21 protein-coding genes and 1 riboswitch are annotated in these 22,082 nt (G+C 70.5%); of the genes, 6 read left to right on the forward strand and 15 right to left on the reverse strand.

Going from position 1 to position 22,082, the window contains the following annotated elements:
- Positions 1–45 precede the first annotated feature (45 nt).
- Positions 46–1,659: a DUF4407 domain-containing protein gene (locus tag RS82_RS08715; protein ID WP_045298423.1), complete on the reverse strand. Its 1,614-nt coding sequence runs from the start codon at positions 1,657–1,659 to the stop codon at positions 46–48.
- A 119-nt stretch (positions 1,660–1,778) separates the two neighbouring features.
- A complete protein-coding gene (rlmN, locus tag RS82_RS08720; protein WP_045298426.1) occupies positions 1,779–3,020 on the reverse strand; it encodes a dual-specificity RNA methyltransferase RlmN in 1,242 nt (413 codons plus the stop codon).
- Between the two features lie 98 nt (positions 3,021–3,118).
- Between rlmN and RS82_RS08725 the strand changes: the two genes are divergently transcribed.
- Together RS82_RS08725 and RS82_RS08730 are read left to right on the forward strand one after the other, a co-directional pair.
- The gene (locus tag RS82_RS08725; RefSeq protein ID WP_045298703.1) at positions 3,119–3,757 is read left to right on the forward strand and encodes a LysE family translocator; all 639 of its coding nucleotides are present in this window, start codon (positions 3,119–3,121) and stop codon (positions 3,755–3,757) included.
- Between the two features lies 1 nt (position 3,758).
- Positions 3,759–4,697, forward strand: a complete 939-nt coding sequence (locus RS82_RS08730) for an HAD family hydrolase (protein WP_084695540.1) — start codon at positions 3,759–3,761, stop codon at positions 4,695–4,697.
- Positions 4,698–4,708: 11 nt separating this feature from the next.
- Here RS82_RS08730 and RS82_RS08735 read toward each other — a convergent pair whose 3' ends face one another.
- The 10 genes from RS82_RS08735 to RS82_RS08780 form a co-directional block, all read right to left on the reverse strand.
- Positions 4,709–5,710: a LacI family DNA-binding transcriptional regulator gene (locus RS82_RS08735; RefSeq protein WP_245619557.1), complete on the reverse strand. Its 1,002-nt coding sequence runs from the start codon at positions 5,708–5,710 to the stop codon at positions 4,709–4,711.
- Positions 5,711–5,712: 2 nt separating this feature from the next.
- Positions 5,713–8,772 carry a beta-galactosidase, LacZ type gene (gene lacZ, locus RS82_RS08740; protein WP_245619558.1) on the reverse strand — a complete coding sequence of 1,020 codons (3,060 nt, stop codon included), beginning with the start codon at positions 8,770–8,772 and terminating at the stop codon, positions 5,713–5,715.
- Complete coding sequence (locus RS82_RS08745) at positions 8,769–9,578, reverse strand: carbohydrate ABC transporter permease (RefSeq protein ID WP_245619559.1); 810 nt, start codon at positions 9,576–9,578, stop codon at positions 8,769–8,771. The genes lacZ and RS82_RS08745 overlap by 4 nt, the downstream gene beginning before the upstream one ends.
- Positions 9,571–10,542: a carbohydrate ABC transporter permease gene (locus tag RS82_RS08750; RefSeq protein WP_245619560.1), complete on the reverse strand. Its 972-nt coding sequence runs from the start codon at positions 10,540–10,542 to the stop codon at positions 9,571–9,573. Before RS82_RS08750 ends, RS82_RS08745 begins: the two co-directional genes overlap by 8 nt.
- Positions 10,543–10,627: 85 nt before the next feature.
- Entirely contained in the window at positions 10,628–11,929 is a 1,302-nt protein-coding gene (locus tag RS82_RS08755; protein WP_045298428.1) for an ABC transporter substrate-binding protein, read from the reverse strand.
- A 383-nt stretch (positions 11,930–12,312) separates the two neighbouring features.
- Positions 12,313–12,699, reverse strand: a complete 387-nt coding sequence (locus RS82_RS08760) for a VOC family protein (RefSeq protein ID WP_045298430.1) — start codon at positions 12,697–12,699, stop codon at positions 12,313–12,315.
- A gap of 121 nt (positions 12,700–12,820) precedes the next feature.
- Positions 12,821–13,660 carry an SDR family oxidoreductase gene (locus tag RS82_RS08765; RefSeq protein WP_045298433.1) on the reverse strand — a complete coding sequence of 280 codons (840 nt, stop codon included), beginning with the start codon at positions 13,658–13,660 and terminating at the stop codon, positions 12,821–12,823.
- A gap of 17 nt (positions 13,661–13,677) precedes the next feature.
- Complete coding sequence (locus tag RS82_RS08770; protein ID WP_045298436.1) at positions 13,678–14,454, reverse strand: enoyl-CoA hydratase/isomerase family protein; 777 nt, start codon at positions 14,452–14,454, stop codon at positions 13,678–13,680.
- A 9-nt stretch (positions 14,455–14,463) separates the two neighbouring features.
- On the reverse strand, positions 14,464–15,225 hold the full coding sequence (locus RS82_RS08775) for an SDR family NAD(P)-dependent oxidoreductase (protein ID WP_045298438.1): 762 nt from the start codon (positions 15,223–15,225) through the stop codon (positions 14,464–14,466).
- Positions 15,226–15,345: 120 nt separating this feature from the next.
- The gene (locus RS82_RS08780; RefSeq protein WP_045298441.1) at positions 15,346–15,861 is read right to left on the reverse strand and encodes a hypothetical protein; all 516 of its coding nucleotides are present in this window, start codon (positions 15,859–15,861) and stop codon (positions 15,346–15,348) included.
- A gap of 56 nt (positions 15,862–15,917) precedes the next feature.
- Here RS82_RS08780 and RS82_RS22030 point away from each other — a divergent pair, with 56 nt between their 5' ends.
- Genes RS82_RS22030 through RS82_RS08790 form a run of 3 tightly spaced genes read left to right on the forward strand, consistent with a single transcriptional unit; the run spans position 15,918 to position 17,346 of the window.
- Positions 15,918–16,220: a DUF488 domain-containing protein gene (locus RS82_RS22030; protein ID WP_084695541.1), complete on the forward strand. Its 303-nt coding sequence runs from the start codon at positions 15,918–15,920 to the stop codon at positions 16,218–16,220.
- Positions 16,118–16,843 (forward strand): aminoglycoside 3'-phosphotransferase, encoded by a 726-nt coding sequence (locus RS82_RS08785; RefSeq protein ID WP_045298444.1) that lies wholly within the window; start codon positions 16,118–16,120, stop codon positions 16,841–16,843. Before RS82_RS22030 ends, RS82_RS08785 begins: the two co-directional genes overlap by 103 nt.
- Entirely contained in the window at positions 16,840–17,346 is a 507-nt protein-coding gene (locus RS82_RS08790; protein ID WP_045298446.1) for an SRPBCC domain-containing protein, read from the forward strand. The genes RS82_RS08785 and RS82_RS08790 overlap by 4 nt, the downstream gene beginning before the upstream one ends.
- Positions 17,347–17,358: 12 nt before the next feature.
- On the opposite strand, the gene RS82_RS08795 is transcribed toward RS82_RS08790, so the two are convergent.
- From RS82_RS08795 to RS82_RS08805, 3 genes are all read right to left on the reverse strand, one after another.
- A complete protein-coding gene (locus RS82_RS08795) occupies positions 17,359–18,159 on the reverse strand; it encodes an energy-coupling factor transporter transmembrane component T family protein (protein WP_084695542.1) in 801 nt (266 codons plus the stop codon).
- Positions 18,156–19,631, reverse strand: a complete 1,476-nt coding sequence (locus RS82_RS08800) for an ABC transporter ATP-binding protein (protein ID WP_157005499.1) — start codon at positions 19,629–19,631, stop codon at positions 18,156–18,158. The genes RS82_RS08795 and RS82_RS08800 overlap by 4 nt, the downstream gene beginning before the upstream one ends.
- 1 nt (position 19,632) lies before the next feature.
- Positions 19,633–20,277 (reverse strand): ECF transporter S component, encoded by a 645-nt coding sequence (locus RS82_RS08805; RefSeq protein WP_045298448.1) that lies wholly within the window; start codon positions 20,275–20,277, stop codon positions 19,633–19,635.
- Positions 20,270–20,379, reverse strand: a riboswitch (TPP riboswitch). It overlaps the preceding gene by 8 nt.
- 37 nt (positions 20,380–20,416) lie before the next feature.
- On the opposite strand from RS82_RS08805, the gene RS82_RS08810 reads away from it, so the two are divergent.
- Positions 20,417–22,066: a D-alanyl-D-alanine carboxypeptidase family protein gene (locus tag RS82_RS08810; protein WP_045298451.1), complete on the forward strand. Its 1,650-nt coding sequence runs from the start codon at positions 20,417–20,419 to the stop codon at positions 22,064–22,066.
- The last annotated feature ends 16 nt before the right edge of the window (positions 22,067–22,082 follow it).

Raw genomic sequence — 22,082 nt, forward strand, 5'->3', positions numbered from 1 at the left:
GCGTGGAGGGGGCGTGGGGACCGTCCCGTCCGGCGTCGAGGTGTCCTACGCCTCCGCACCCTGTGCGATGTCGGCGCGCTCGCGCCAGCTGCGCGCCGTGACGCGGTCGAGCGCCACCTGGCGACGCAGCGCGTCGGCCTTCTCGTAGAGCGAGGGCTCGCCATAGCTGGTGAGCACCTTCACGAGCACCGGCAGCAGCTCGATCATGAAGAACAGCCCGGCGATGAGCCAATGGGCCCACGCGAGGATCGGCTCGCGTGCCGACAGTCGCTCGAGCCCGCCGATCTGGCTCAGCAGGCCCACCGCGCCGGAGTTGCCGCTCGCGATCTCGGCGGCACGGGCGTCATACGCGGCCAGCGCGGCCTGGTACTGCTCGCGCGCGCCGGGCAGCTCGTCCTTCGCCTGCTGCTTGTTCGTCGCCTCCGATGCACCGGCGTCCGCCGTGCCCGCGGCCTGCGCGGCGGCGAGATCCGCCTGGGCCGCCGTCAGCTGGGAGTTCAGGTCGTCGTACGCCGCCTGGGCGGCTGCGAGCTGCGCCTCGGCGGCATCCGAGCTCGCGCCCTCCCCCGCGACGCCGCTGCACCCCTGCACCTCGCCGGCACCCTGTCCGGTCAGCTCGCACTGGTAGATCGCGCGCGCCTGATCGATCACCTGCTGCTGCGCGGCGAGCTTCGCGGTGAGGTCGTCCACGGTCTGCTGCGCCGACGCCGTCGACGCCGACGTGGTGTCGGCGCCCGCCACGACACCGCTGGCCGCCTGGCTCTCGAGCGCCGCGACGCGTTCGCTCGCGGCATCCAGCGCCTGCTTCTCAGGCCCGGCGGTGACGGCATCCTGATCCGTCTGCGCCTGCGAGATGTTCGTCGCGTTGACTTCGCGCGCGATGTCGTTGTGGAAGATCTGCAGCACGAGCGGCTCGGCCACGACGATGCCGATGACGGCGGCCATGATGACGCGAGGGATCGCGAGCGCGATCAGTCGCCCGATGCTCTGCGACGAGCGCATCGTCGACGTGAGGAAGCGGTCGAGGTTGAAGATGATGAGCGCCCACACGATCGCAAGCGGCAGCGCGCCCCACGCGACGATCCGCACACCCGTGGTGAGCGCGAAGTACATCGAGATCGCCGAGATCAGGGCGGTGCCCGCGATCACGAAGAACATCTGCACGAAGCGCGGCGTCTCGGTCGGCACCTCGTCGAGCACCGATCCGTCGGCGCCGCCGAGGATCGCGAGCTTGCGCCAGCCCGAGGTCCGCTCCCGACGCGGACGCTTGGCACGCTTCGCGCGGACGGGAGGAGCGGATGCCTCCTCCACGGGCTCTTCGTCGGGCACGGGCTCGTCGGCGACGGGCTCCTCCGCCCGAGGCTCGTCGAACGCGCCCCACTCGCCGATCGTCGCCTGCCGCTGCGCGACCGGCTCGGTCACCCCGACCGGCTGCGTCGGGTTCATCGCCAGCGCGTCCTCGAGGAGGTCCTTCGTCACCGGGAACGGGTCTTCGGGGCCGTCGGCGTCGAGGCGCCGGTCGGCGGCGGGCTCACCGGCCGCCTGCTGAGCGCGCACGTCGTCGAGGTAGAGGTCCTCGGTCTGTTCGCCGTCCGTCTCGAACTCGATCCGGCCGTCGGAGCCGAACCGGCCCGGCCGGTGTGCGGAGTAAGAAGACATCCGCACACCCTAGAGCGGGCAACCTGTGCGGCAGGTGTATTAGAGGAGCGTGAGATCACGGATCGCCCGGGTCGCGGCATCCGTCATCCCGTCCTCGCCGAGTGCGAAGTCCGGACGTGTCAGTCCTCGAGCGGGGTGGCGGCGGCGACCGCCTCGTCCTCCTCGGTGGCGACGAGCTGGCCGCAGGCGCCGTCGATCTCCTTGCCGCGGGTGTCACGGAGGGTCGTCGGGATGCCCGCGTCGTTGAGACGGCGAACGAACTCGTTCTGCACGGGGATGTCGGAGGCGGTCCAGATCGAGCCGGGCGTCGGGTTCAGCGGGATGGGGTTCACGTGCACCCAGCCGCGGCCGCGCGCGTTGAGCTTCTCGGCGAGAAGGTCGGCGCGCCAGCCGTGGTCGTTCATGTCTTTGATGAGGGCGTACTCGATCGACACGCGGCGGCCGGTCTTGTCGAAGTAGGCGCGCGCGGCGTCGAGGGCCTCGTCGACCTTCCAGCGGGAGTTCACCGGGATGAGCTCATCGCGCAGCTTGTCGTCGGGCGCGTGCAGCGACAGCGCGAAGGTGACGGGGATGTCCTCGTTCGCCAGCTTCGTGATCGCCGGCACGAGACCGACGGTCGAGACCGTGATGCCACGGGCGCTCATGCCGAGGCCGTGCTGCTTGTCGGTCATCACGCGCACCGCCTGCATGACGCGCGCGTAGTTGGCGAGGGGCTCGCCCATGCCCATGAAGACGATGTTCGACACCCGCTCGGCGGAGTGGTCGTCCTTCTTCTTGCCGCCGAGTCCCCCGTCGGCGATGAGGCGGTTGGCACGCACGATCTGCTCGACGATCTCGGCGGCCGACATGTTGCGGGTGAGACCCGCCTGTCCGGTCGCGCAGAACGGGCAGTTCATGCCGCAGCCGGCCTGGCTCGACACGCACAGCGTGATGCGGCCGGGGTAGCGCATCAGCACCGACTCGACGAGCGCGCCGTCGTGCAGCTTCCACAGGAACTTGATCGTGTCGCCGCGGTCGGTCTCGAGGCGGCGCACCTCGGTGAGAAGCGGCGGCAGCATCCCGTGGACGAAGTCCTCGCGCCCGTCGGCGGGGAGGTCCGTCATGTCAGCGGGGTGGTGGGTCCAGTGCTGGAAGTAGTGCTTCTCGAGCTGCTTCGCCCGGAAGCCGGGGAGGCCGAGCTCCTTGACCTTCTCGACACGCTGGTCGGGGGTGAGATCGGCCATGTGCACCGGCGGCTTGCCGCGCTTCGGGCTCGCGAACTGGAGGAGGGGTCGACCCTCGGCATCCTTCTTCTGCGTCCATCCCTCGGTCGCCGGACGCACCTGGCGGGGTTTGGTGGCGCGAACAGGCGAATCGGTCATGGGTCAAGGGTACGCGCAGGCGTCTGGGCGAAGCCCGATGCGGAGGGGAACGGATGCCGCACCCCGCGCGTGTCGCGGCATCGGGCTATCGTCGTCTCGTGGTGCCCGCCCCCAACCTCCTCGCCTTCACGCTCGCCGCGCTCGTCCTGATCGTGATCCCGGGTCCGAGCGTGCTCTTCACGATCGGGCGCGCGCTCGCCCTCGGCCGCATCGGCGGGCTGCTCAGTGTGCTCGGCAACGCGCTCGGCCTGCTGCCGATCATCGGCCTCGTCGCCATCGGCGTGGGTGGCATCGTCGCGCAATCGGTCGTGCTCTTCACGATCGTCAAGGTCGCCGGGGCGCTGTACCTCATGTACCTCGGCGTGCAGGCGATCCGTCACCGCCGGCGGGCGGCCGCGGAGGCGAACGGCGGCGCGCTCCCCCGCTCGGCGTGGCGCCAGCTGGGCGAGGGGTTCATCGTCGGCATCACGAACCCCAAGACGATCGCGTTCTTCGTCGCGGTGCTCCCCCAGTTCGTGGACCTGAACGCCGGCATGGTTCCGCTGCAGATGATCGAGCTCGGACTCGTGTTCTTCGTCATCGCGCTCATCTCCGACGGGATCTGGGCGCTCATCGCGGCGGGCGCGCGCGAGTGGTTCGGGCGCTCGCCGAAGCGCATCTCCACGCTCTCGGCGACGGGCGGCGGTCTCATGATCGGACTCGGCGGCATCCTCCTCTTCACCGGGAACAAGCACTGACATGACGCTCCCCACGCCCCCTCCAGACACCGCCGGCGCGTCGCCCGGAGCCTCCGGGCGCGTGGGCCAGGCTGAGACCTCCGGCCGCTCGGACCGCCGGCGCATCATCTTCCTCGACGTCGACGGCACTCTCCTCGAGCACGGCTCGCACGTGTCGCCGTCGACCGGCCCGGCCATCCGCGCGGTGCGCGAGGCCGGCCACCTGGTGTACCTGAGCACCGGCAGGTCGGCCTCCGACATCCATCCCGACGTCGCCGAGATCGGCTTCGACGGCGCGGTCACCAACTCCGGCGCGCTGGTCGTGTCGGGCGGACAGGTGGTCGTCGATCGCCCGCTCTCCCCCGCCGCGACGGACCGCATGCTCACGGCGCTGCGCAGCCGCGGCATCCGCTACTTCCTGCAGACGCGCGATGCGGTCTACGCGAGCGACGACATGGCCGAGCTGATGCGCGACTACGCGGCGGCGCTCGAGGCGCGTGAGGCGGCGGGCCAGCAGGTGCGGCCCGAGGACTCGCTGGTCGGTCTCGCGCAGCGCAGGTTCCCGAGCGTGGACGAGGCGGACCTCACCCGCATCGACAAGGCCGTGTTCGTGAGCGACCACCCCGAAGGCCTCGACGAGCTGCGGGAAGACCTCGGCGACGAGTTCCTGATCGTGCCGGGGAGCATGCCGCTGCCGGGCGGCTCGAACGGAGAGATCAGCGAGCGCGAGACGACGAAGGGCTCGGCGATCGAGCTGCTGCTGGCGCACCTCGGCATGCACGCCGACGACGCGATCGCGGTGGGCGACAGCTGGAACGACATCGAGATGTTCCAGGTGTGCGGCGTCTCGGTGGCGATGGGCAACGCCCAGCCCGAGCTCAAGGAGCTCGCCGACTTCGTCACGACCGACGTGCTCGACGACGGCATCGCGAACGCGCTCCGCCGCCTCGGCCTGATCTGAGCCCGGGCCCCTCAGCCCGCGGGAGCGGCCGTCGAGGCGCGCAGGACCAGCTGCGTCGCCAGCTGGACCTGTTCGGGCGGTGCGCCGCGCTCCATCTCGAGCGCGACGCGCAGCGATTCGCGCCCGAGCAGCCCCCAGTCCTGACGTACGGTCGTGAGCGGCGGCGCGAACATCTCGGCCTCGTCGATGTCGTCGAACCCGAGGACCGACACGTCCTGTGGAATCCGCAGACCGGCCTCGATGATCGCGCGGTAGGCGCCGAGCGCCATCTGATCGTTGGCCGCGAAGACGGCGGTCGGGCGCTCCTCGGCGAGCAGCTGCCGCATCGCGCGGTAGCCCGCACCGGGACTCCAATCCCCCGGGCGGGCGGCGGGAAGCACGCGTCCGCGCTCGGCGAGCACGTCGCGCCAGGCGTCGAACCGCGACGCCGCGGAGAACGAGCCGGGCGGGCCCGTGATGTGGTGCACCGTCTGGTGGCCGAGGTCGAGGAGGTACCCCACCGCCTGGCGCGCGCCGACGTCCTGATCGAAGTCGACGGTGGCGACGCCGTCGACGAGCGGCGGGCCGAGGATGACCGCCGGCACGCCCTCGGGCAGCTGGAGCGCCTCGTCGATGCCGAACGGGGCGGGCAGGATGACGATCAGCACGTCGACCGCCATCTCCCCGAGTCGCGTGAAGGCACCGTTGGCCGCCTGCCCGGAGGAGGCGGCCAACGGCATGAGCGTCGTCGCGTAGCCGCTCTCCGCGGCCCGCTCGGAGATCTCCTCGAGCGAGCGATGCGTGCCGACGGAATGCAGGCTGTGGTACACGACGCCGACCGTGCGGAACGACCCGCGCCGGATCGCGCGCGCCGCCGCATTGGGGCGATAGCCCAGCTCGCGCATCTTGGCGAGCACGAGCTCGCGCTTCTCGAGCGCCACGTTCGGCTCGCCGTTCGCGACGCGGGAGACCGTCTGCACCGATACGCCGACGGCCTGGGCCACGTCACGCAGCGAGGTGCGGCGCTCCTGCACTCTCAGACCCCTCGGAACGCGAAGTCGAACACGAGGTCCCCGCTGTTCGGCAGGCGGTACTGGGCGAGCGTGCGCGCACCCCACGAGTCGTCGCCGCCCACGCCGCGCCGCATGAGCGCCGGGCGCAAGACGGTGCGGTGGATCGGCGGGAGCTCGGTGTGGTGCAGGGCGTTCTCCACTTCGTCGGGCGTCCACGGCAGCGCGGAGAACTCCATGGCGTCGGCGGATTCGACGCGGAGACCGGCTCCTCTGCCGTCTGTGACCTCGGCCCACCGCACGCCGGTGCGGCTTCCCGCCTCCTGCGGACGCAGGTACGGGGTGAGCTCGGTCGTCACGTCGCGATCGTACACGCCGAGGCGCGCGCCCCCGCGGCGGTCGACGTAGCACTCCTCCGGTCCGTCGCCGTACCAGCGCAGCCGCCGGAACTCCGGAAGCGTCGTGAGCAGCATCCCGAACTCGGGCAGGCTCGGCAGGCCATCGACCAGGTGCAGCGTCTGCGTCACCTCCACCCTGCCGGCGCCGTCGACGCGGTACGAGACATCGCACGTCGTGGCCGGCCGCGTCGGCAGCTCGTACTCGTACGTCACCGTCACAGCGGTGTCGTCCTGCTCGACCCGCGTGCGGGTCAGCGGCTCGCGCACGCGCCCGTAACGGCTGGCGAGCAGCCACTGGCCGTCCTCGAACGGCGCCTCCCACCCGCGCTCGTTGGAGGTCGGCGCGTGCCAGAAGTGCGGTCGTGGCATCCCGGTCAGCAGCTCCCGGCCGCCGTCCGAGGTCATGCCGAATCGGTACGACGTGAGCCCGCCGTACAGCGTCGAGAACAGGGCGCTGAAACCGGGACCGCGCACTCCGATGTTGTGCGCGCCGCGGATGAGCTCGGGCGCGGGCGCCGCGACCCGCGCGGGAGGAGGTCCCACCTGGACGACTCGCTGCTCGTACGCGACCTCGTGGCCTTCCGCGGCCCACGCGGTCGCCGCCCGCAGGCGGAACGACACGTCGATCGCGTACTCCCCGGGCGCGGTCGGGACCGCGATGGGAAGGGCGATGCGACCGGTGTCGCCGGCGGCGATGTCGGTCTCGGCCTCTTCGCGGCGCAGCATCCGTCCCTCGCGGGAGAGCGTGACGACGCACCGGTAGGCGGCGCTGGACGTCGAGAGCAGACGGTTGTGCACGGTGAAGCCGGCGTCGTCGATGCGGATGCGCAGGCCCTGGTAGAGGTACGCCACCTCCTGCAGCTTGGGCGTCGGCGAGTGGTCGGTGAAGAAGATGCCGTTGCCGCAGAACTCGCCGTCGTTGGGCGCGTCGCCGAAGTCGCCGCCGTAGCCGAAGTACTCCTTGCCGTACCGGTCGGTCAGCGCGATCGCCTGGTCGGCGAAGTCCCAGATGAACCCGCCCTGGAACAGCGGCTCGCGGTACGCCAGCTCGATGTACTCGTCGACCGCCCCGAAGGAGTTGCCCATGGCGTGGGCGTACTCGCACAGGATGAACGGCTTGTCGCGGCGGTCCCGCAGGAACTCCTCGACCTCGGCGGCCGGCGTGTACATCTGGCTGACGACGTCGGTGGTCTCTTCGTGGCGCGGATCCCAGTGCACGCCCTCGTAGTGCACCGGGCGGCTGTCGACCTCTCGGAACCACGCGGCGACGTCACGCAGGTTCGTGCCCCCGAACGACTCATTGCCGCACGACCACATCACGATGCTCGGGTGGTTCTTGTCGCGTTCGTACATGCTCGCCGCGCGGTCGAGCAGGGTCGGCAGCCATTCGGGGCGGTCGCCCGGGACCGCGTCCTCGATGGGCGCGCCGAGCTTGCGGATGCGGTCCCACACACCGTGGCTCTCGAGGTTCATCTCGTCGATGACCATGAGGCCGTGCCGATCCGCGAGCTCGTAGAACACGGTGCTGTTCGGGTAGTGACTGGTGCGCACGGCGTTGACGCCCACGGCCTTGAGAGCGAGGAGGTCCGCCTCGATCTCGGCCGCGGTCTGCACGCGCCCGGCGAGGCCGAACTCGTGCCGGTTCACTCCGAAGAAGACCACACGTCGCCCGTTGAGCTTCAGCAGCCCGTCCTCGATCGCGAAGCGCCGCACGCCGACGCGCTGCACGATGACCTCGGCCACCTCGCCCGAGACGTCTCGCACCTCGATCTCGATCTCGTACAGCCATGGATCCTCCGGGCTCCACAGCCGAGGATTGTCGAGACGGATGCTGAAGCCGCCGTCACCGCGAGGCTCGAGCGGTCCGACACCGGCGAGGCGGGCGGCGGCGCTCCCCTCCCCGCGCAGATCGATGCGCAGGGCGATGTCAGCGGACGCCGCATCATGGGCGAGGACGACGTCGACCCGGAGGTCTTCGACATGCGCACGGGGACGGCGGTACAGGACGACGTCGCGGAACAGCCCCGAGAACCGGAAGAAGTCCTGGTCCTCGAGCCATGAGCCGCTGGAGAACTTGAAGACCTGCGCGGCGAGCTTGTTCTCTCCCTCGACCAGGGCGTCGGTCACGTCGAACTCCGACGGCGTGAAGCTGTCGGTCGCGTACCCGAGGTAGCGCCCGTTGAGCCAGACCGCGATCGCGCTCTCGGCGCCCAGGAAGCTGATGCTCACGGTCTCGCCCGCCTCGACCGGCCGGTCGAGGCGGAAGCTCTTCACGTACGACGCGACGGGGTTGTAGCGCTCGGGCACCTCGCCCGGGTCGATCTGCTCGACGCCGTCCCAGGGGTACTGGACGTTCACGTACTGCGGGCGGTCGTAGCCGTGCAGCTGGATGTGCGCGGGCACCGGGATGTCGTCCCAGCTCTCGCAGTCGTAGTCCGGGTGGAAGAAGCCGGCCGGGGCGGCGGCGGGGTTCTTCGCGTAGTGGATCTTCCAACGGCCGCTGAGCGACTGCTCGTACCCGCTGTCGCCGTCCGCCGCCTCGGCCGCCGTCCGGAACCAGCGGTGGTCCGAATGGGCGGGCAGGCGGTTCTCCTGGACGAACCGGGGATCCGCGATCCGGGCGGCGTCGAACCTCACCGCCTCATCTCCGTAGCTCTCGGTCTGGATGTCGATGGTATCGAGAGTCACTTGACCGCCCCCGTGATGCCCTGTGCGAACTGCCGCTGCAGGAGGAAGAACACGATCATCGTCGGCAGCGACGACAGGAGCACGGCGAGCATCAGCACGCCGTAGTCGGTGACGTACCCGGCGCTGATGTTCGCGGTGAGCATCGGCATCGTCAGCACGCTGTTGTTGACGAGGATCACCTTCGGCCACAGGAAGTTGTTCCACGCCATCATGAATGTGATCACGGCCGCCGCGGCGAACGTCGAGCGCATCGTCGGGACGTAGATCCTGGCGAAGATCGACAGCTCGCTGAGGCCATCGATGCGCGCCGCCTCGATGATGTCGTGCGGAAACGAGCGCGAGGCCTGCCGGAACAGCAGGATGAGGAACGGCGTCGAGATCATCGGGATCACGACCGCCCACAGCGAGTTCACCATCCCGACGCGCGCGAACAGCTGGAACAGCGGGATCATCGTGGCGGCGAACGGGATCATGATCGCGAGCAGCAGGATCGCCATGACGACGTCCTTGGCCTTCGAGTGGTACACCTCGAATCCGTAGCCGGCGATCGAGCACACCGTCAGCGCGAGGATCGTCGTCCCGACGGCGATGAGGAACGAGTTCGTCATCGCGCCGACGACGTTCTGCGTCGAGAAGAGCACCGCGATGTTCTCGAACAGGGCGGTGCCGGGCAGCATCTTCGACGACAGGACGTCCTTGCTCGTGTTGGTGGCCGAGACCGCCATGAAGTAGAGCGGGAAGACCGAGAAGAGCGCCCAGACCGCCAGCAGGGCGTATCCGGGGAGGCTGCGGAGCTTGTTAATCACGCTTGTCACCGACCTTCATCTGGATGAACGAGAGGATGGCGACGAGCATGAGGATCACATACGAGATCGCCGCGGCGTAGCCGAAGTTGGGGTTCTTCTGGAACGACACCTCGTAGAGGTAGTGCGCCATGGACATGGTCTGGTGGGCCGGTCCGCCTTGGGTCAGCGCCCACGACTCGTCGAACATCTGCAGGGTGCCGTTGATCGAGAGGATCGCGGTGAGCACGATCATCGGCTTGAGCTGCGGCACGGTGACGTACCAGAAGGTCTGGAAGGCGTTCGCGCCGTCCATGCGGGCGGCCTCGATGCTCGAGTGGTCGATGTTCTGGAGGGCGGCCAGGTAGAAGACCATGTTGTAGCCGGTCCACCGCCACAAGAGGCCGAGGATGATCACGAACCGTGCGGTCTCGGCCTGCCCGAGCCAGTTGATCGGGCCGCCGATGGCGCCGATCGACATCAGCATGTCGTTGACGAAGCCGTCGTTCGCGAACAGCGTGCGGAACACCAGCGAGTACGACACCAGCGACACCGCGCAGGGCAGGAAGATCGCCGTGCGCCACAGCGCCTTGAACCGCAGCTTGGGGTTGTTCAGCAGGTTCGCCAGCACGAGAGCCAACGCCAGCATGATCGGCACCTGGATGATCAGGTAGATGAAGGTGTTCGTCAGTGTGAGCCGGAAGATGTCGTCGCTCAGCAGGCGCTGGTAGTTGTACCAGAGCGGATCGGCGAACTCGAGGCGCGTGCCCCGTCCCGTCTGCAGCGACAGGACGAACGCCTGCGCCATCGGGATGAAGCTCATGAACAGGATGAGCAGCGCGGCGGGGAGCAGGAACCCCCAGCCGGTGAGACTGCGGCGGCGCGTGTTGTTCAGCCACGGCTTGCGGTCGCCGATGTAGTTGTCGAGCGGCGGCGGCTGCCTGCGTCTGCTCGAAGTCTTGGTGCGGGTCTTCACGTCGGAGGCCACGGAGTCGTCTCTTTCCTCGGGCGGTCAGGGCCACGGTTCCGGTCCGGCCGGGCGACGTCGTCGCCCGGCCGGACCATCGCCGGGGTTACTGCATCGCGAACTCGACGTTGGCCTGCGCCTCTTCCAGCGCGGTGGTCATGTCGGTGCCGCCCATGATCTGCGTCATGGCCGTGCTCACCGCGTCGCGCGCCTCGTAGTAGTACGCACCCGTGTTGTTCGAGGGGACCTCCGGGCCGAACTTGACGACGTCGGCGAAGATCGGCTGACCCCCGAAGAAGGCGATCGGCTCGTTGTAGACGTCGCTGTCACCGGCCGGGATCCAGTTCGCGACCGCGCCCGCCTTCGGCAGGATCGTGTCGTACAGCTCGGTCGAGCCGGCGAAGGTCGCGGCGAGGAAGTCCGACGCGAGGTCGACGTCGGCCGTCGAGGAGATCGCCCACGACGATCCGCCGTTGGCGGAGTAGTTCGTAGCGCCCGACACGCCGTCGAGCTTGGGGAGGTTGGTGACGGCCCACTTGCCGTCCTGGTCCTCCGCGGTCTGGATCGAGCCGACGATCCACACGCCGTTGATCGTGCCCCCGACGGTGCCGTTGACGAGGGTGCCGATGTACTCGTCCCAGGAGTTGACCTCGACGAGCACGCCCGCCTCGACGAGCTGGGTGTAGACGCCGATGGCCGCCTCGAGCGCGTCGTTGTCGACGATCGTGGGGTTGCCCTCGTCGTCGAACAGGCTGGCGCCGGCCGACTGCAGCATCATCATCGGGATGTCGGCGGAGCCGGCCTGGCCCGACAGCAGCGGCTGCCCGGTCTTGGCGAGCACATCCTTGCCGATCGTGAGGTACTGGTCCCACGTGATGTCGGTGAAGTCGTCGACGGTGTAGCCCGCCTCCTCGAGCACGTCGGTGCGCAGCGCCGTGATCGCGGTGCCGGCGTCGAAGGGCACGCCGTAGTTGATGTCGTCGATCGTCGAGTAGTCGACGACGGACTGCGGGAACTCCGAGAAGTCGATGTCGGAGTCGCTGAAGTCCGAGAACAGGTCGGGGTAGTTCAGCCCGTTCTTCTGGAACGCGTTGTTCTGCATCAGGAAGATGTCGGGCAGCTCGTCGAACGCCTGCGACTGCGCGATGGTCGTGAGCTTGGTCTGGAGGTCGTCCCACGGCACCTCGACGATGTCGAGCGAGAAGTCGGGGTGGTCCTCCTGGTAGACCTTCTCGGCCTCCTCCATCGCGTAGATGTTGAAGGCGGGATCCCAGGTCCAGACGGTGAGCGTCTGGTCCCCGTCTCCCTCGCCGGAGCCGCCGCCCGACCCGCTGCAGGAGGTCAGGGTCAGCGCGAGAGGCACGGCGAGCACGAGGGCTCCCGCGGTCAGCTTGGTGAAGCGCTTCATGGGATTGCAGATCCTTCCGTGGATTCCGTGACGCCGAAGCGGTGCCACGGCGGCGAGACACGCTGCACGTGGTGCCGTGCAGAGCGTGGGGCGGATCAGTCGTCGGCGCGTCGGAACGCGCGTCGGAACGAACAGGGACATACCGGAGATACCGCGGCGATGCGGCGTCGCATCGTGTGCTCTCCGGTGAGCACGCCGTCCTCTGACTCCGAAGGAAAGCTAACACTGGTAACGTCACCACGCCAGTGTTTTAGCGGATTTTCATTTTGGGGATCCTCCTCGCGAACGCCGTCGAGCAAGGTCGCCGACGGCGGCTTCGGCGTGCATGCCGAGGCGCGGAGGGATGCTGCGGCGCCGGCGTCGCCCCATCGCGCGGCGTACCGTCAGCCCTCGGTCGGGAGGGCCTCCGCGCCGAGGTTCACGAGGTTGCCGGCGGGGTCGCGCACCTGGGCGACACGCTCGCCCCACGGCATGTCCTCCGGCTGCTGGATCGGGTGACCGCCCGCGGCCACCCACGCGCGGAACGCATGGTCGACATCGTCGACGTAGAACCACAGCGCGGCCCTCTCGCCGCCACCAGGCGGCAGCGCGTCCTCGTCACGGCCGATCCCGAGCGGGACCCCGTCGATCCTCAGCGACACGTAGGCGTCGGCGCCGTGCTCGTCGGCGAACCGGTAGTCGACGACCCCGCCGAGCGCGCGCTCGTAGAACCGCACGAGCTCGGGGAGTTCGCGTGTCAGCAGGATCGGGAACAGGCTCCGCACCGCCATGGCCCCACGCTACGCCGCCACACCCGCGCGAGACAGGGGATCCCCGCCGAGACCCGGGGGCGACGCCCCGGTCTCGCAGCGATTCCCCGGTCTCGGCGAGACCGGGGATTCGTCGGCGACGTCAGTCCAGGAAGATGTCGGGGAACAGCGCCTGGTCGGGCGTGCCGGGAACCGCGGCGTAGCCGGAGAAGTCCGTGACGCCGGCGGCCTCGAGCACGTCCTCGACGATGAGCGTCTGGCCGGTGTACTCGCGGGAAGGCTTCGTGAAGATCTCGTACGCCGCATCGGCGTAGATGTCGGGTGTGCGGCTGACCTTCATCATGCGGTCGCCGCCGAGCGCGAACTTCACCGCCGCCGTCGCGATGGTGGTGCGCGGCCACAGCGTGTTGGCCGCGATCCCCGCCTCGGCGAACTCCGCGGCCATCCCCAGCGTGACCATCGTCATGCCGTACTTCGCCAGGGTGTACCCGGTGTGTCCGCCCAGCCATTTCGGCGACAGGTTGAGCGGCGGCGAGAGCGACAGGATGTGCGGGTTCGCGGCATCCCTCAGAATCGGCACCGCGGCGCGCGAGAGCATGAAGGTGCCGCGCACGTTGACGTCCTGCATGAGGTCGTACTTCTTGGCGTCGAGGTCGAGCGAGCGCGAGAGGTCGATGACCGACGCGTTGTTCACGACGATGTCGATGCCGCCGAACTCGCCCTGCGTCTTCAGCACGGCCTCGGTGACGTCGTCGTCGTTACGCACGTCGCCGACGATCGGGAGCGCCTGGCCGCCGGCGGCGCGGATCTCCTCGGCCGCCGAGTGCACCGTGCCCTCGAGCTTGGGGTGGGGCGTGCCCGTCTTCGCCAGCAGGGCGATGTTGGCGCCGTCGCGCGCCGCGCGCAGCGCGATCGCAAGGCCGATGCCACGGCTGCCGCCCGACATCAGGATGGTCTTTCCGGCGAGGGGCTTGTCGCTCATCTCGGTGTCTCCTCGGGTCAGGATCGGGACTTGGCGGATGCCGCGGCGAAGGCCGCGACGCGCGCCTCGGCCTCGTCGGTGTCGAAGCGGGCGCCGATGGATCGGGCCTCGTCGTCGAGGTTCTCGGCGAACGAGCGCCCTGCTCCGGTGCGGACGAGGCGCTTGGCCTGCCCGAAGGCACCGGTGGCGTTGTCGAGCCAGAACCGCGCCACGGCTTCGGCGCGCGAGGCGACGTCGGCGACCGGGACGACCTCGGTGACGAGGCCCCAGTCGAGGGCGGTCGGGGCGTCGATGGTGAGGTCCTGCAGCAGGAGCTGCAGCGCACGCCGCTGACCGACCGCGGCGGGCAGCAGCGTCGAGACGCCGAGGTCGGGGGTGAGGCCGATGTTGGCGTACTTGCTGACGAACTTCGACTGCTCCGACGCCACGATGTAGTCGGCGGCGAGCATCAGGCCCAACCCGCCGCCGGCGACCGCGCCCTGCACGGCGGCGACGATGGGCTTGTCCGACTCCACGAAAGTGCGGATGCCGTCGTGGATCGTGTGGGCCGCGCCGGTCACGTCGGCGCCCGAGGCGCCTGACGTCGCCATCTCGATGACGTCGCCGCCGGCGCAGAAGGCCGGGCCCGCAGCATCCATGATGATGGCCCCCACCGACGCGTCGGAAGTGAGCTCGTGCGCGACGTCGCGCCAGCGGGCACCCATCTCGAAGCCCATGGCGTTGAGGGACGCCGGACGATTGAAGGTCACGCGCGCGAGGGCGCCGTCGCGGGTGACGAGGATCGAGTCGCTCACGTTCTCTCCTTACTTCGGCGCCATGCGAATGGCGCCGTCGAGGCGGATGGTCTCGCCGTTGAGGTAGCCGTTGTCGACGATCGACATCACCAGGCGCGCGTACTCGTCGGGCTTGCCGAGACGCTGCGGGTACGGCACCTGCTCGCCGAGGGAGTCCTGAGCGGCCTGCGGGAGGCCCATCAGCATGGGGGTCTCCATGATCCCGGGCGCGATCGTCACGACGCGGATGCCGTAACGCGCGAGCTCGCGGGCGATCGGCAGCGTCATCGCGTGCACGCCGCCCTTCGACGCCGAGTAGGCGGGCTGGCCGATCTGGCCGTCGAACGCGGCGACGCTCGCCGTGTTGACGATGACGCCACGGTCGCCGTCGGCTGTGGGCTCGCTCTTCGCTATGACGGCAGCGGCCTGCGAGATGACGTTGTAGGTGCCGACGAGGTTCACGCGGATGATCCGCTCGAAGCCGTCCAGCGGCGACGGGTTGCCCTCGCGATCGAGCACCTTGGCGGGGGGCGCGATCCCGGCGCAGTTCACGACGACGCGGAGGGGGCCGGATGCGGCAGCCGTCGCGACCGCGGCGGCCACCTGTTCGGGGTCGGTGACGTCGGACGGTGCGAACGATCCCCCGAGCTCTGCGGCGATGTCGGCGCCGGCGGAGGTCGGCAGATCGACGATCGTGACGGTCGCGCCCGCGGCGGTGAGACGCCGGGCAGTGGCGAGGCCGAGTCCGCTCGCGCCACCGGTGACGAGCGCGGCGGTGCCCGTGAGGTCCATGGATTCTCCTTCGAAGTCCGGGTTCTGCGGAACCGCGTATCAGCATACGCGGGACTCAGTCCCATCGCCCACCGACCGGCGACGCGACGGGACCAGGCTAACGGGCGGTCGCGGAGACCGTCACGGTCCGATCTGCGGGCCGATGCGCGTGAGGGCCGAGATGCGATCGATCAGCTCAGCGGGCCGTGCCAGCAGCAGCCGTGCCTCGCCACGCGCGGTCAGGTACTCCACGAGCCGCGTCGTCGCCTGCGCGTCCCCGCGGCGGTAGCCCGAGAGGTAGTGCTGAGTGGCGCGCCATTCGAGCCGCTCCCCGTCGAGCGTCGTGATCACGACGACGAAGGTGGGGGTCTCGGCCGCCTCGCCGGTCTCGAGGCCACCGGCCACGCCGCCGAGCAGCGCCGCCGCCATGTCGGAGATCGCGGGGTACGGCCACCAGGTCGCCGGCGGTTCCACCGTGACCGTGTGCACCTGGGACCACGGCACGAACTGCGACCGCGGATCGCCGATGTGGCGGGAGAGCCCGTCGGGCGACAGCCGCACATGCCGCGCGGTGGTGTCGCCGATCGCGACCGCGGGCTCCGCGCCCTCGAGCGCCGTGAGGGGTCCTCGGCGGCGGGTGGCGCGAGTGGTGGGCATGCCCCCATCCCACCACGCCGGTGGTGCACGGTGCGGCGGGCGGGTTGGATGGGCGCATGGAGATCCGGCTCAAGCGCGTCGACGACGACCCGGCCCCGGGCGACGGCTTCCGCGTGCTGGTGGACCGGCCGTGGCCGCGGGGCCTCTCGAAGGAACGCGCCGCACTCGACCTGTGGGCGAAGGAGGTCGCTCCCTCGACCGGAACCCGCGAGGTCCGGACTTCGCAGGGCCTCCCGCGCGCGGGAGGATGGAGCCCGTGTCGATCCCCGTCGAAGACGTCGCCGTCCCCGAACGCGTGCGCGCGCTCGCCGTCGGGGCGCGGCTCGCACCCGTCTGGCTCAACGAGCTCGGCGGCGTGACGTTCCGCGCCGACGACGGCAGGTACCTCAAGTACGGGCCCCGCAACGCCGAGACGTCGTTCGCGGGCGAGGCCGAACGGCTGCGGTGGGCGGCGCGGTACACCGCTGTCCCCCGGGTGCTCGAAGCCGGCGGCGACGACACCCACGAATGGATGGTGACGGCGGCGCTTCCGGGCCTGTCGGCGGTGGACCCGCGATGGATCCCGGATGCTGCCACCGCCGTCCGTGCGGTCGGCGAGGGCCTGCGCGCGCTGCACGACGCGCTGCCCGTCGGCGACTGCCCCTTCGACTGGGGCGTGCCCGGGCGGATCGCGAACGCCGAGGGGCGCGGCATCCGTGTTCCCGAGGCGTTCCATGACGCGCCGCCGATCGACCGGCTGGTCGTGTGCCACGGCGATGCCTGCTGCCCGAACACGCTCATCGGCGACGACGGACGTTGGAGCGGGCACGTCGACCTCGGCGCGTTGGGCGTCGCCGACCGCTGGGCCGACATCGCCGTGGCGTCGATGTCGACGGCGTGGAACTATGGCGAGGGATGGGAGGACGCCCTCATCGAGGCGTACGGGATCGAGCCCGATCGCGAGCGCCTCTCGTACTACCGGGAGCTGTGGAACGCGACATGACCGAGATCACCGGCAACGTGTGTGACATCGACGGCAAGCCGAACCTCGTGATCCTGCGGCGCTTCCGCGCGACCGCCGAAGAGGTGTGGCGCGAGCTCACGGACTCCGCACGGCTCGAGCGGTGGATCGGCCGCTGGGAGGGCGATCCCACGACCGGACACGTCACCTTCTTCATGACGGCGGAGGATCCGGATGCCTCGGGTGAGGAGTACACGATCCTCGAGTGCGACCGCCCGCGGCGCTTCGCCGGAGACACCTCGGCCGGGTCGGGTGCGTGGCATCTGTGGTTCGAGCTCGCCCCGGACGAGCACGGCGACACCGTGCTCACGTTCGGCCAGCGGCTGGGCCCCGAGGACGAGGTCGGCTCGATCGGCCCGGGCTGGGAGTACTACCTCGACCGGCTGGTCGCGGCCCAGGCAGGCGTCGCCGTCGACAGCGTGAACTGGGACGACTACTTCCCCGCGCTGCAGCCCGGGTACGAGCGGCTGGTCGCCGGCGGCTGACGCCGGGCCCGTTCAGGACCAGACGAACCGGAACGTGCCCGCCGCGACCGCGGCGCCGATCGCGAGTGCCATGATCACGGTGCCGCCCAGCAGCGCCACAGCGTCACGGGGATGCAGGCCCGACGGCCGTGCCCACGTGCGCGGGATGCCCGAGCCGAACCCGCGCGCCTCCATCGCCATCGCCAGCTTGGTTCCGCGGCGCACCGCGAACACGAGGAGCACGAACGCCATCGAGAAGAACCGGCGGACGGCGCCGCTGTCGCCGACGCCCCGCGCCCGGCGGGCGAGGCCCATGCTGCGCCAGTCGTCGAGGAAGAGCCCCAGCGTGCGGGTGCCGGCCAACACGCCGAGCACGAATCGCGAGGGCAGCCTCGCGACCTGGGCGAGCGCGTCGGCGAGCTCGGTCGGGTCGGTGCGGCCGAACAGGAGGATCGTCGGCAGTGCCAGGGCGAGCACGCGAAGGCACACCGCGATCGCCAGGGCGATCGAGTCGTCGCTGATCGTCGCGTACCAGAACGACCAGTAGACGGTGCCACCGGGTTCCGCGTACAGCAGCATGCTGACGCCGGCGACCGGCGCGAACACGAGGACGGGCAGCATCCGTTTCAGCACCGTCACGATCGCGAGGCCGGTCAGCGGGATGCAGGCGAGCTGGAGCACGATCGCGACGAGGGCGCTCGTGGCGTCGATGGACGCGAACAGCGGCACCGACAGCAGCAGCGCGAGCACGATCTTGGTGACCGGATTCACGCCGTCGAGCCAGGCGCGGGGGGCTGCCTCGACCTCCGGGGTGCGGGCGTCGACGGCGGTCACGATCCCACCCCCGCGCGCACCGGCTCCCCCAGCTCGATGCGGTGGCCGCCGAGGTGACGCAGCACATCCTCGTCGTGGGTGACGGCGACGACGGTCGTGCCGGCGGCGATCTCGGACTGGAGCAGCTGCACGAGCTCGATCCAGCCGCGGCGGTCCTGCCCGAAGGTCGGTTCATCGAGCATGATCACCGGGGGCGCGTCGGCGAGCACGGTCGCGACCGAGAGCCGGCGCTTCTGACCGCCCGAGAGTGTGAACGGGTTCGCGGCGGCGAGCGGCGCGAGGTGCAGCCGCTCGAGCAGCTCGTCGACGATCTGGCCGACGGTGGCCGGATCGACGCCGCGCGAGCGCGGCCCGATGGCGAGCTCGTCGCGCACGGTGGAGGCGAGGAACTGGTGCTCGGGCTCCTGGAACACCGTGCCGATGCGCGTGAGCAGCTCGCGCGAGGTCCACTTCGACGGGCGCCGGCCGGACCGCCCCGCGAGCTCCGGCGCGGTTTCGACGCGACCCGCCGCCTCAGGCAGCAGCCCGGCGAGCGTCAGGGCGAGCGTGGACTTTCCGGCGCCGTTCGGACCCGTGATCACGGTCGCGGCAGCGCGAACAACGGCGAGGTCGAGCCCCGAGCGCACGATCGTGCGGCCGTCGCGGGAGATCGAGAGAGCGGATGCCGCCACCGCCGCCGATGCATCGGCCCGGGCGGAAGCGAGTACGGGCAGATCGACCGAGTGGCCCGGGATCCACACCCCCGCGGCGGCGAGCGTGGCACCGTGGCGCGCGAACACCTCGGCGGGCGTCCCGTCGGCGAGGAGCCCACCGTCGGCGCCGACCACGATGACGCGATCCATGAGGTCCGCCCACACCGCGGTGCGGTGCTCGATGACGACGAGCGTCGCGCCGCTCTCCTGCACTGCGCGCTCGACGGCGTCGCGCACCTCACGGACGCCGTGCGGGTCGAGGTTGGCGGTGGGCTCGTCGAGCAGGAGCACCCCTGGCCGCATCGCCAGCACGCCGGCGAGGGCGAGTCGCTGCTTCTGTCCCCCGGACAGTGCCTTGGTCGGCCGGGTGAGAGGCACGTCGAGCCCGACGGCGTCGAGGGCTTCTGCGACCCGAGCGGGGATCTGCGCGGCCGGGACACCGAGGTTCTCGCAGCCGAACGCCACATCGTCTCCCACCCTCGACAGCACGACGCCGGCGTCAGGGTCCTGGAGCACGAGCCCGACGCGACCGCGGTGAGCCTCGGCACGTCCACCGTCGATGAGGAGGGTGCCGGTCTCGTCTCCCTCGTCGGCACCGCCGAGCAGACCCGCCATTCCGGCGAGGAGCGTCGACTTGCCCGCGCCCGATGCGCCGAGCAGGAGCACGCGCTCCCCGGGCTCGATCGTGAACGAGACGTCGTGGACGGCAGCCGCCCGGCGTCCGCCGTAGCGCCACCCCCAGCCCGCCGCGGTGATGCGGGCGGGGCGGGTCGCCGTCACGTCAGACCTCGCGGCGCGCTTCGCGTCCGACGGCGAAGCGGTTGAGAGCACCGGTCGCGGCGAGCCCGCGCACCGCGAGCCAGCCGACGAGGCCCGCGAGCAGCGCGCCCGAGACCGCCAGCGACACCAGGTAGATGACGTTGAACTCGACGGTCTTCAGGATGTTGGGCGAGCTGCCGTAGAACAGCTCGAACACCCAGGCGCCTACCGCGGCGCCGACGCCGGCGAGCATCGCGACGGGCAGCGTGAAGCGGCGGTAGAGGAAGATCGCGAACACGAGCTCGGCGCCGAGGCCCTGCACGATGCCCGAGAAGAGGGTCGACACGCCCCACACGTTGCCGATCAGCATCGACACGAGCGCGGCGATCACCTCGACGAGCAGCGCGGCACCCGGCTTGCGGATGACCAGGCCGCCGATGACGCCGCCGATGAGCCAGATGCCGACGGCGATCCCGCCGAGGCCCGGGGTGAGTCCGTCCATGGCGACGAACCAGGTGCCGCCGATGGTGTTCCAGGCCCAGAACACCAGGCCGATCGCGACGCCGAGCACCGCGGCGACGACGATGTCGACCACCCGCCAGCGGAGGCTCCGGGGGGCCTTCGAGTGAGCCGCAACGGGGGTGGATGCGGACGTGGACGCGTGCATATGAGCTCCTCCCTGCGCCGGCATGATCCGGATCAGGTTCGACGGTCGAAGCGTGGATCGCTTCCTCTCAGCCCGGCTCACCGGACTCCCGTGGTTATGGCGACGAGTATACCGCCGGCTCAGCAGGTATTTTGGGGGGGTGACATCGGACGACACCCCTGCACCCACGCGTCGCGCGCGGCGCGCGCAGACCGGTGCCGTCCCGGTTGCAGGTTCCGAAGACGTGCCCGACGGCGGCATCCTCACGATCCAGACGGGTGAGACGGATGCTGTCTACCCGCCGTCGACCACCGCCGCGGTGGACGTGACCGCCGCCGCTCCGACGATCGCCACGGTGCCCGTCGCCGAGGTGCCGTCGGTCGCGACGTGGAACGCCGCGGAGCCTGTCGAGCCGTCCGACTTCGCGCTCCCGACCGGCCTCGGCACCCCGACCGTCACCGCGGTCACCGGCGGGCACACCGCACTCGCCTGGGTCGACGAATCCCTCGTCGAGCACGGCGCAGCCCCCGCCGACCTGACCGCGGCCGCGACCCCGTACGTGGCGGTCGAGGCCGACCTCCTCTCCGATGCCCCGCGCCGCTCCCCGTTCCGCGCCGCCGTCGTGGTTCCCACGCTCGCGATCGCCGCCGTCGTCGGCGCCTATGCGGCGACGACCATGCTGTGGCCGCTGCACGCCGTCGCCCCCACCGTGACCGCGATGGAGGTGCAGCCGATCGCGGCGCCCGCCGCCGCGCCCGCGTGGCCTGCTCAGGGCAGCGCGGCCGAGGCCGTCGCCGGCATCCCGGGAACGCTCGCCTCCACGGCCGACCCCGACGCGATCGCCAGCATCACCAAGGTCGTCACCGCACTCGTCGTGCTCGAGGAGATGCCGCTCGCCGTGGGCGAGCAAGGACCGGAGTACCGCTTCACGTCCGCCGACCGCGCGCGCTACTGGCAGTACCGCGCAGGCGGCGAGTCGGCGCTCGACGTCCCGGTCGGCGGCTCGCTCAGCGAGTACCAGATGCTCGAGGGCATGCTCATCGGCTCGGCGAACAACTATGCCGACCGGCTGGCCCAGGGGATCTGGCCCTCCGACGCCGTCTACGCCTCGGCCGCCAACGCGTGGCTGACGGCCCACGGCGTTCCCGGGATCACGGTCCGCGAACCCACTGGAATGGACGCGCGCAACGCCGCGAGCCCCGAGGCCCTCGTGACGCTCGCCCAGAAGGCGCTCGCGCATCCTGTCATCGCGGAGATCGTCGCGAAGCAGTCGGTCGACCTCCCCGGCGCCGGGCATGTCGAGAACACGAACGGCCTCCTCGCCGATCCGGGCGTCGTCGGAGTCAAGACCGGCACCCTCGACGCGTGGAACCTGCTCTCTGCCAAGGACGTCACGATCGGCGACAGGACAGTGCGCCTCTACGCGTCGGTGCTGGGTCAGCCAGATGACGAGGCACGCCTCGCCGCATCCCGTGCGCTCTACGCGCAGATGGAGGCTGAGCTGCAGCCCAAGCCCTCGGTGACGGCGAGCACCGTGGCGGGCCAGGTCGAGACGCTGTGGGGCGACAAGGTCGACATCGTCACGTCCGCAGACGCCTCGGTGATCCTGTGGAACGGCGGCAGCGGCACCGTCGCGACCACCTACCACCTCGGCGACAGCCGCGATGCCGGCGATGTCGTCGGCTCGCTCAGCGTCACCGGACCGCTCGACGCCACCACCGTCGACCTGAAGCTCGCGGCCGAGATCACGGACCCGTCGCCGTGGTGGCGCCTCACGCACCCGCTGGACCTCTTCGGTCTCAACGGCTGAGGCGCCGCTGAGACCC

The organism is Microbacterium trichothecenolyticum (genome assembly GCF_000956465.1).
In the GTDB taxonomy this organism is placed as follows: domain Bacteria; phylum Actinomycetota; class Actinomycetes; order Actinomycetales; family Microbacteriaceae; genus Microbacterium; species Microbacterium trichothecenolyticum.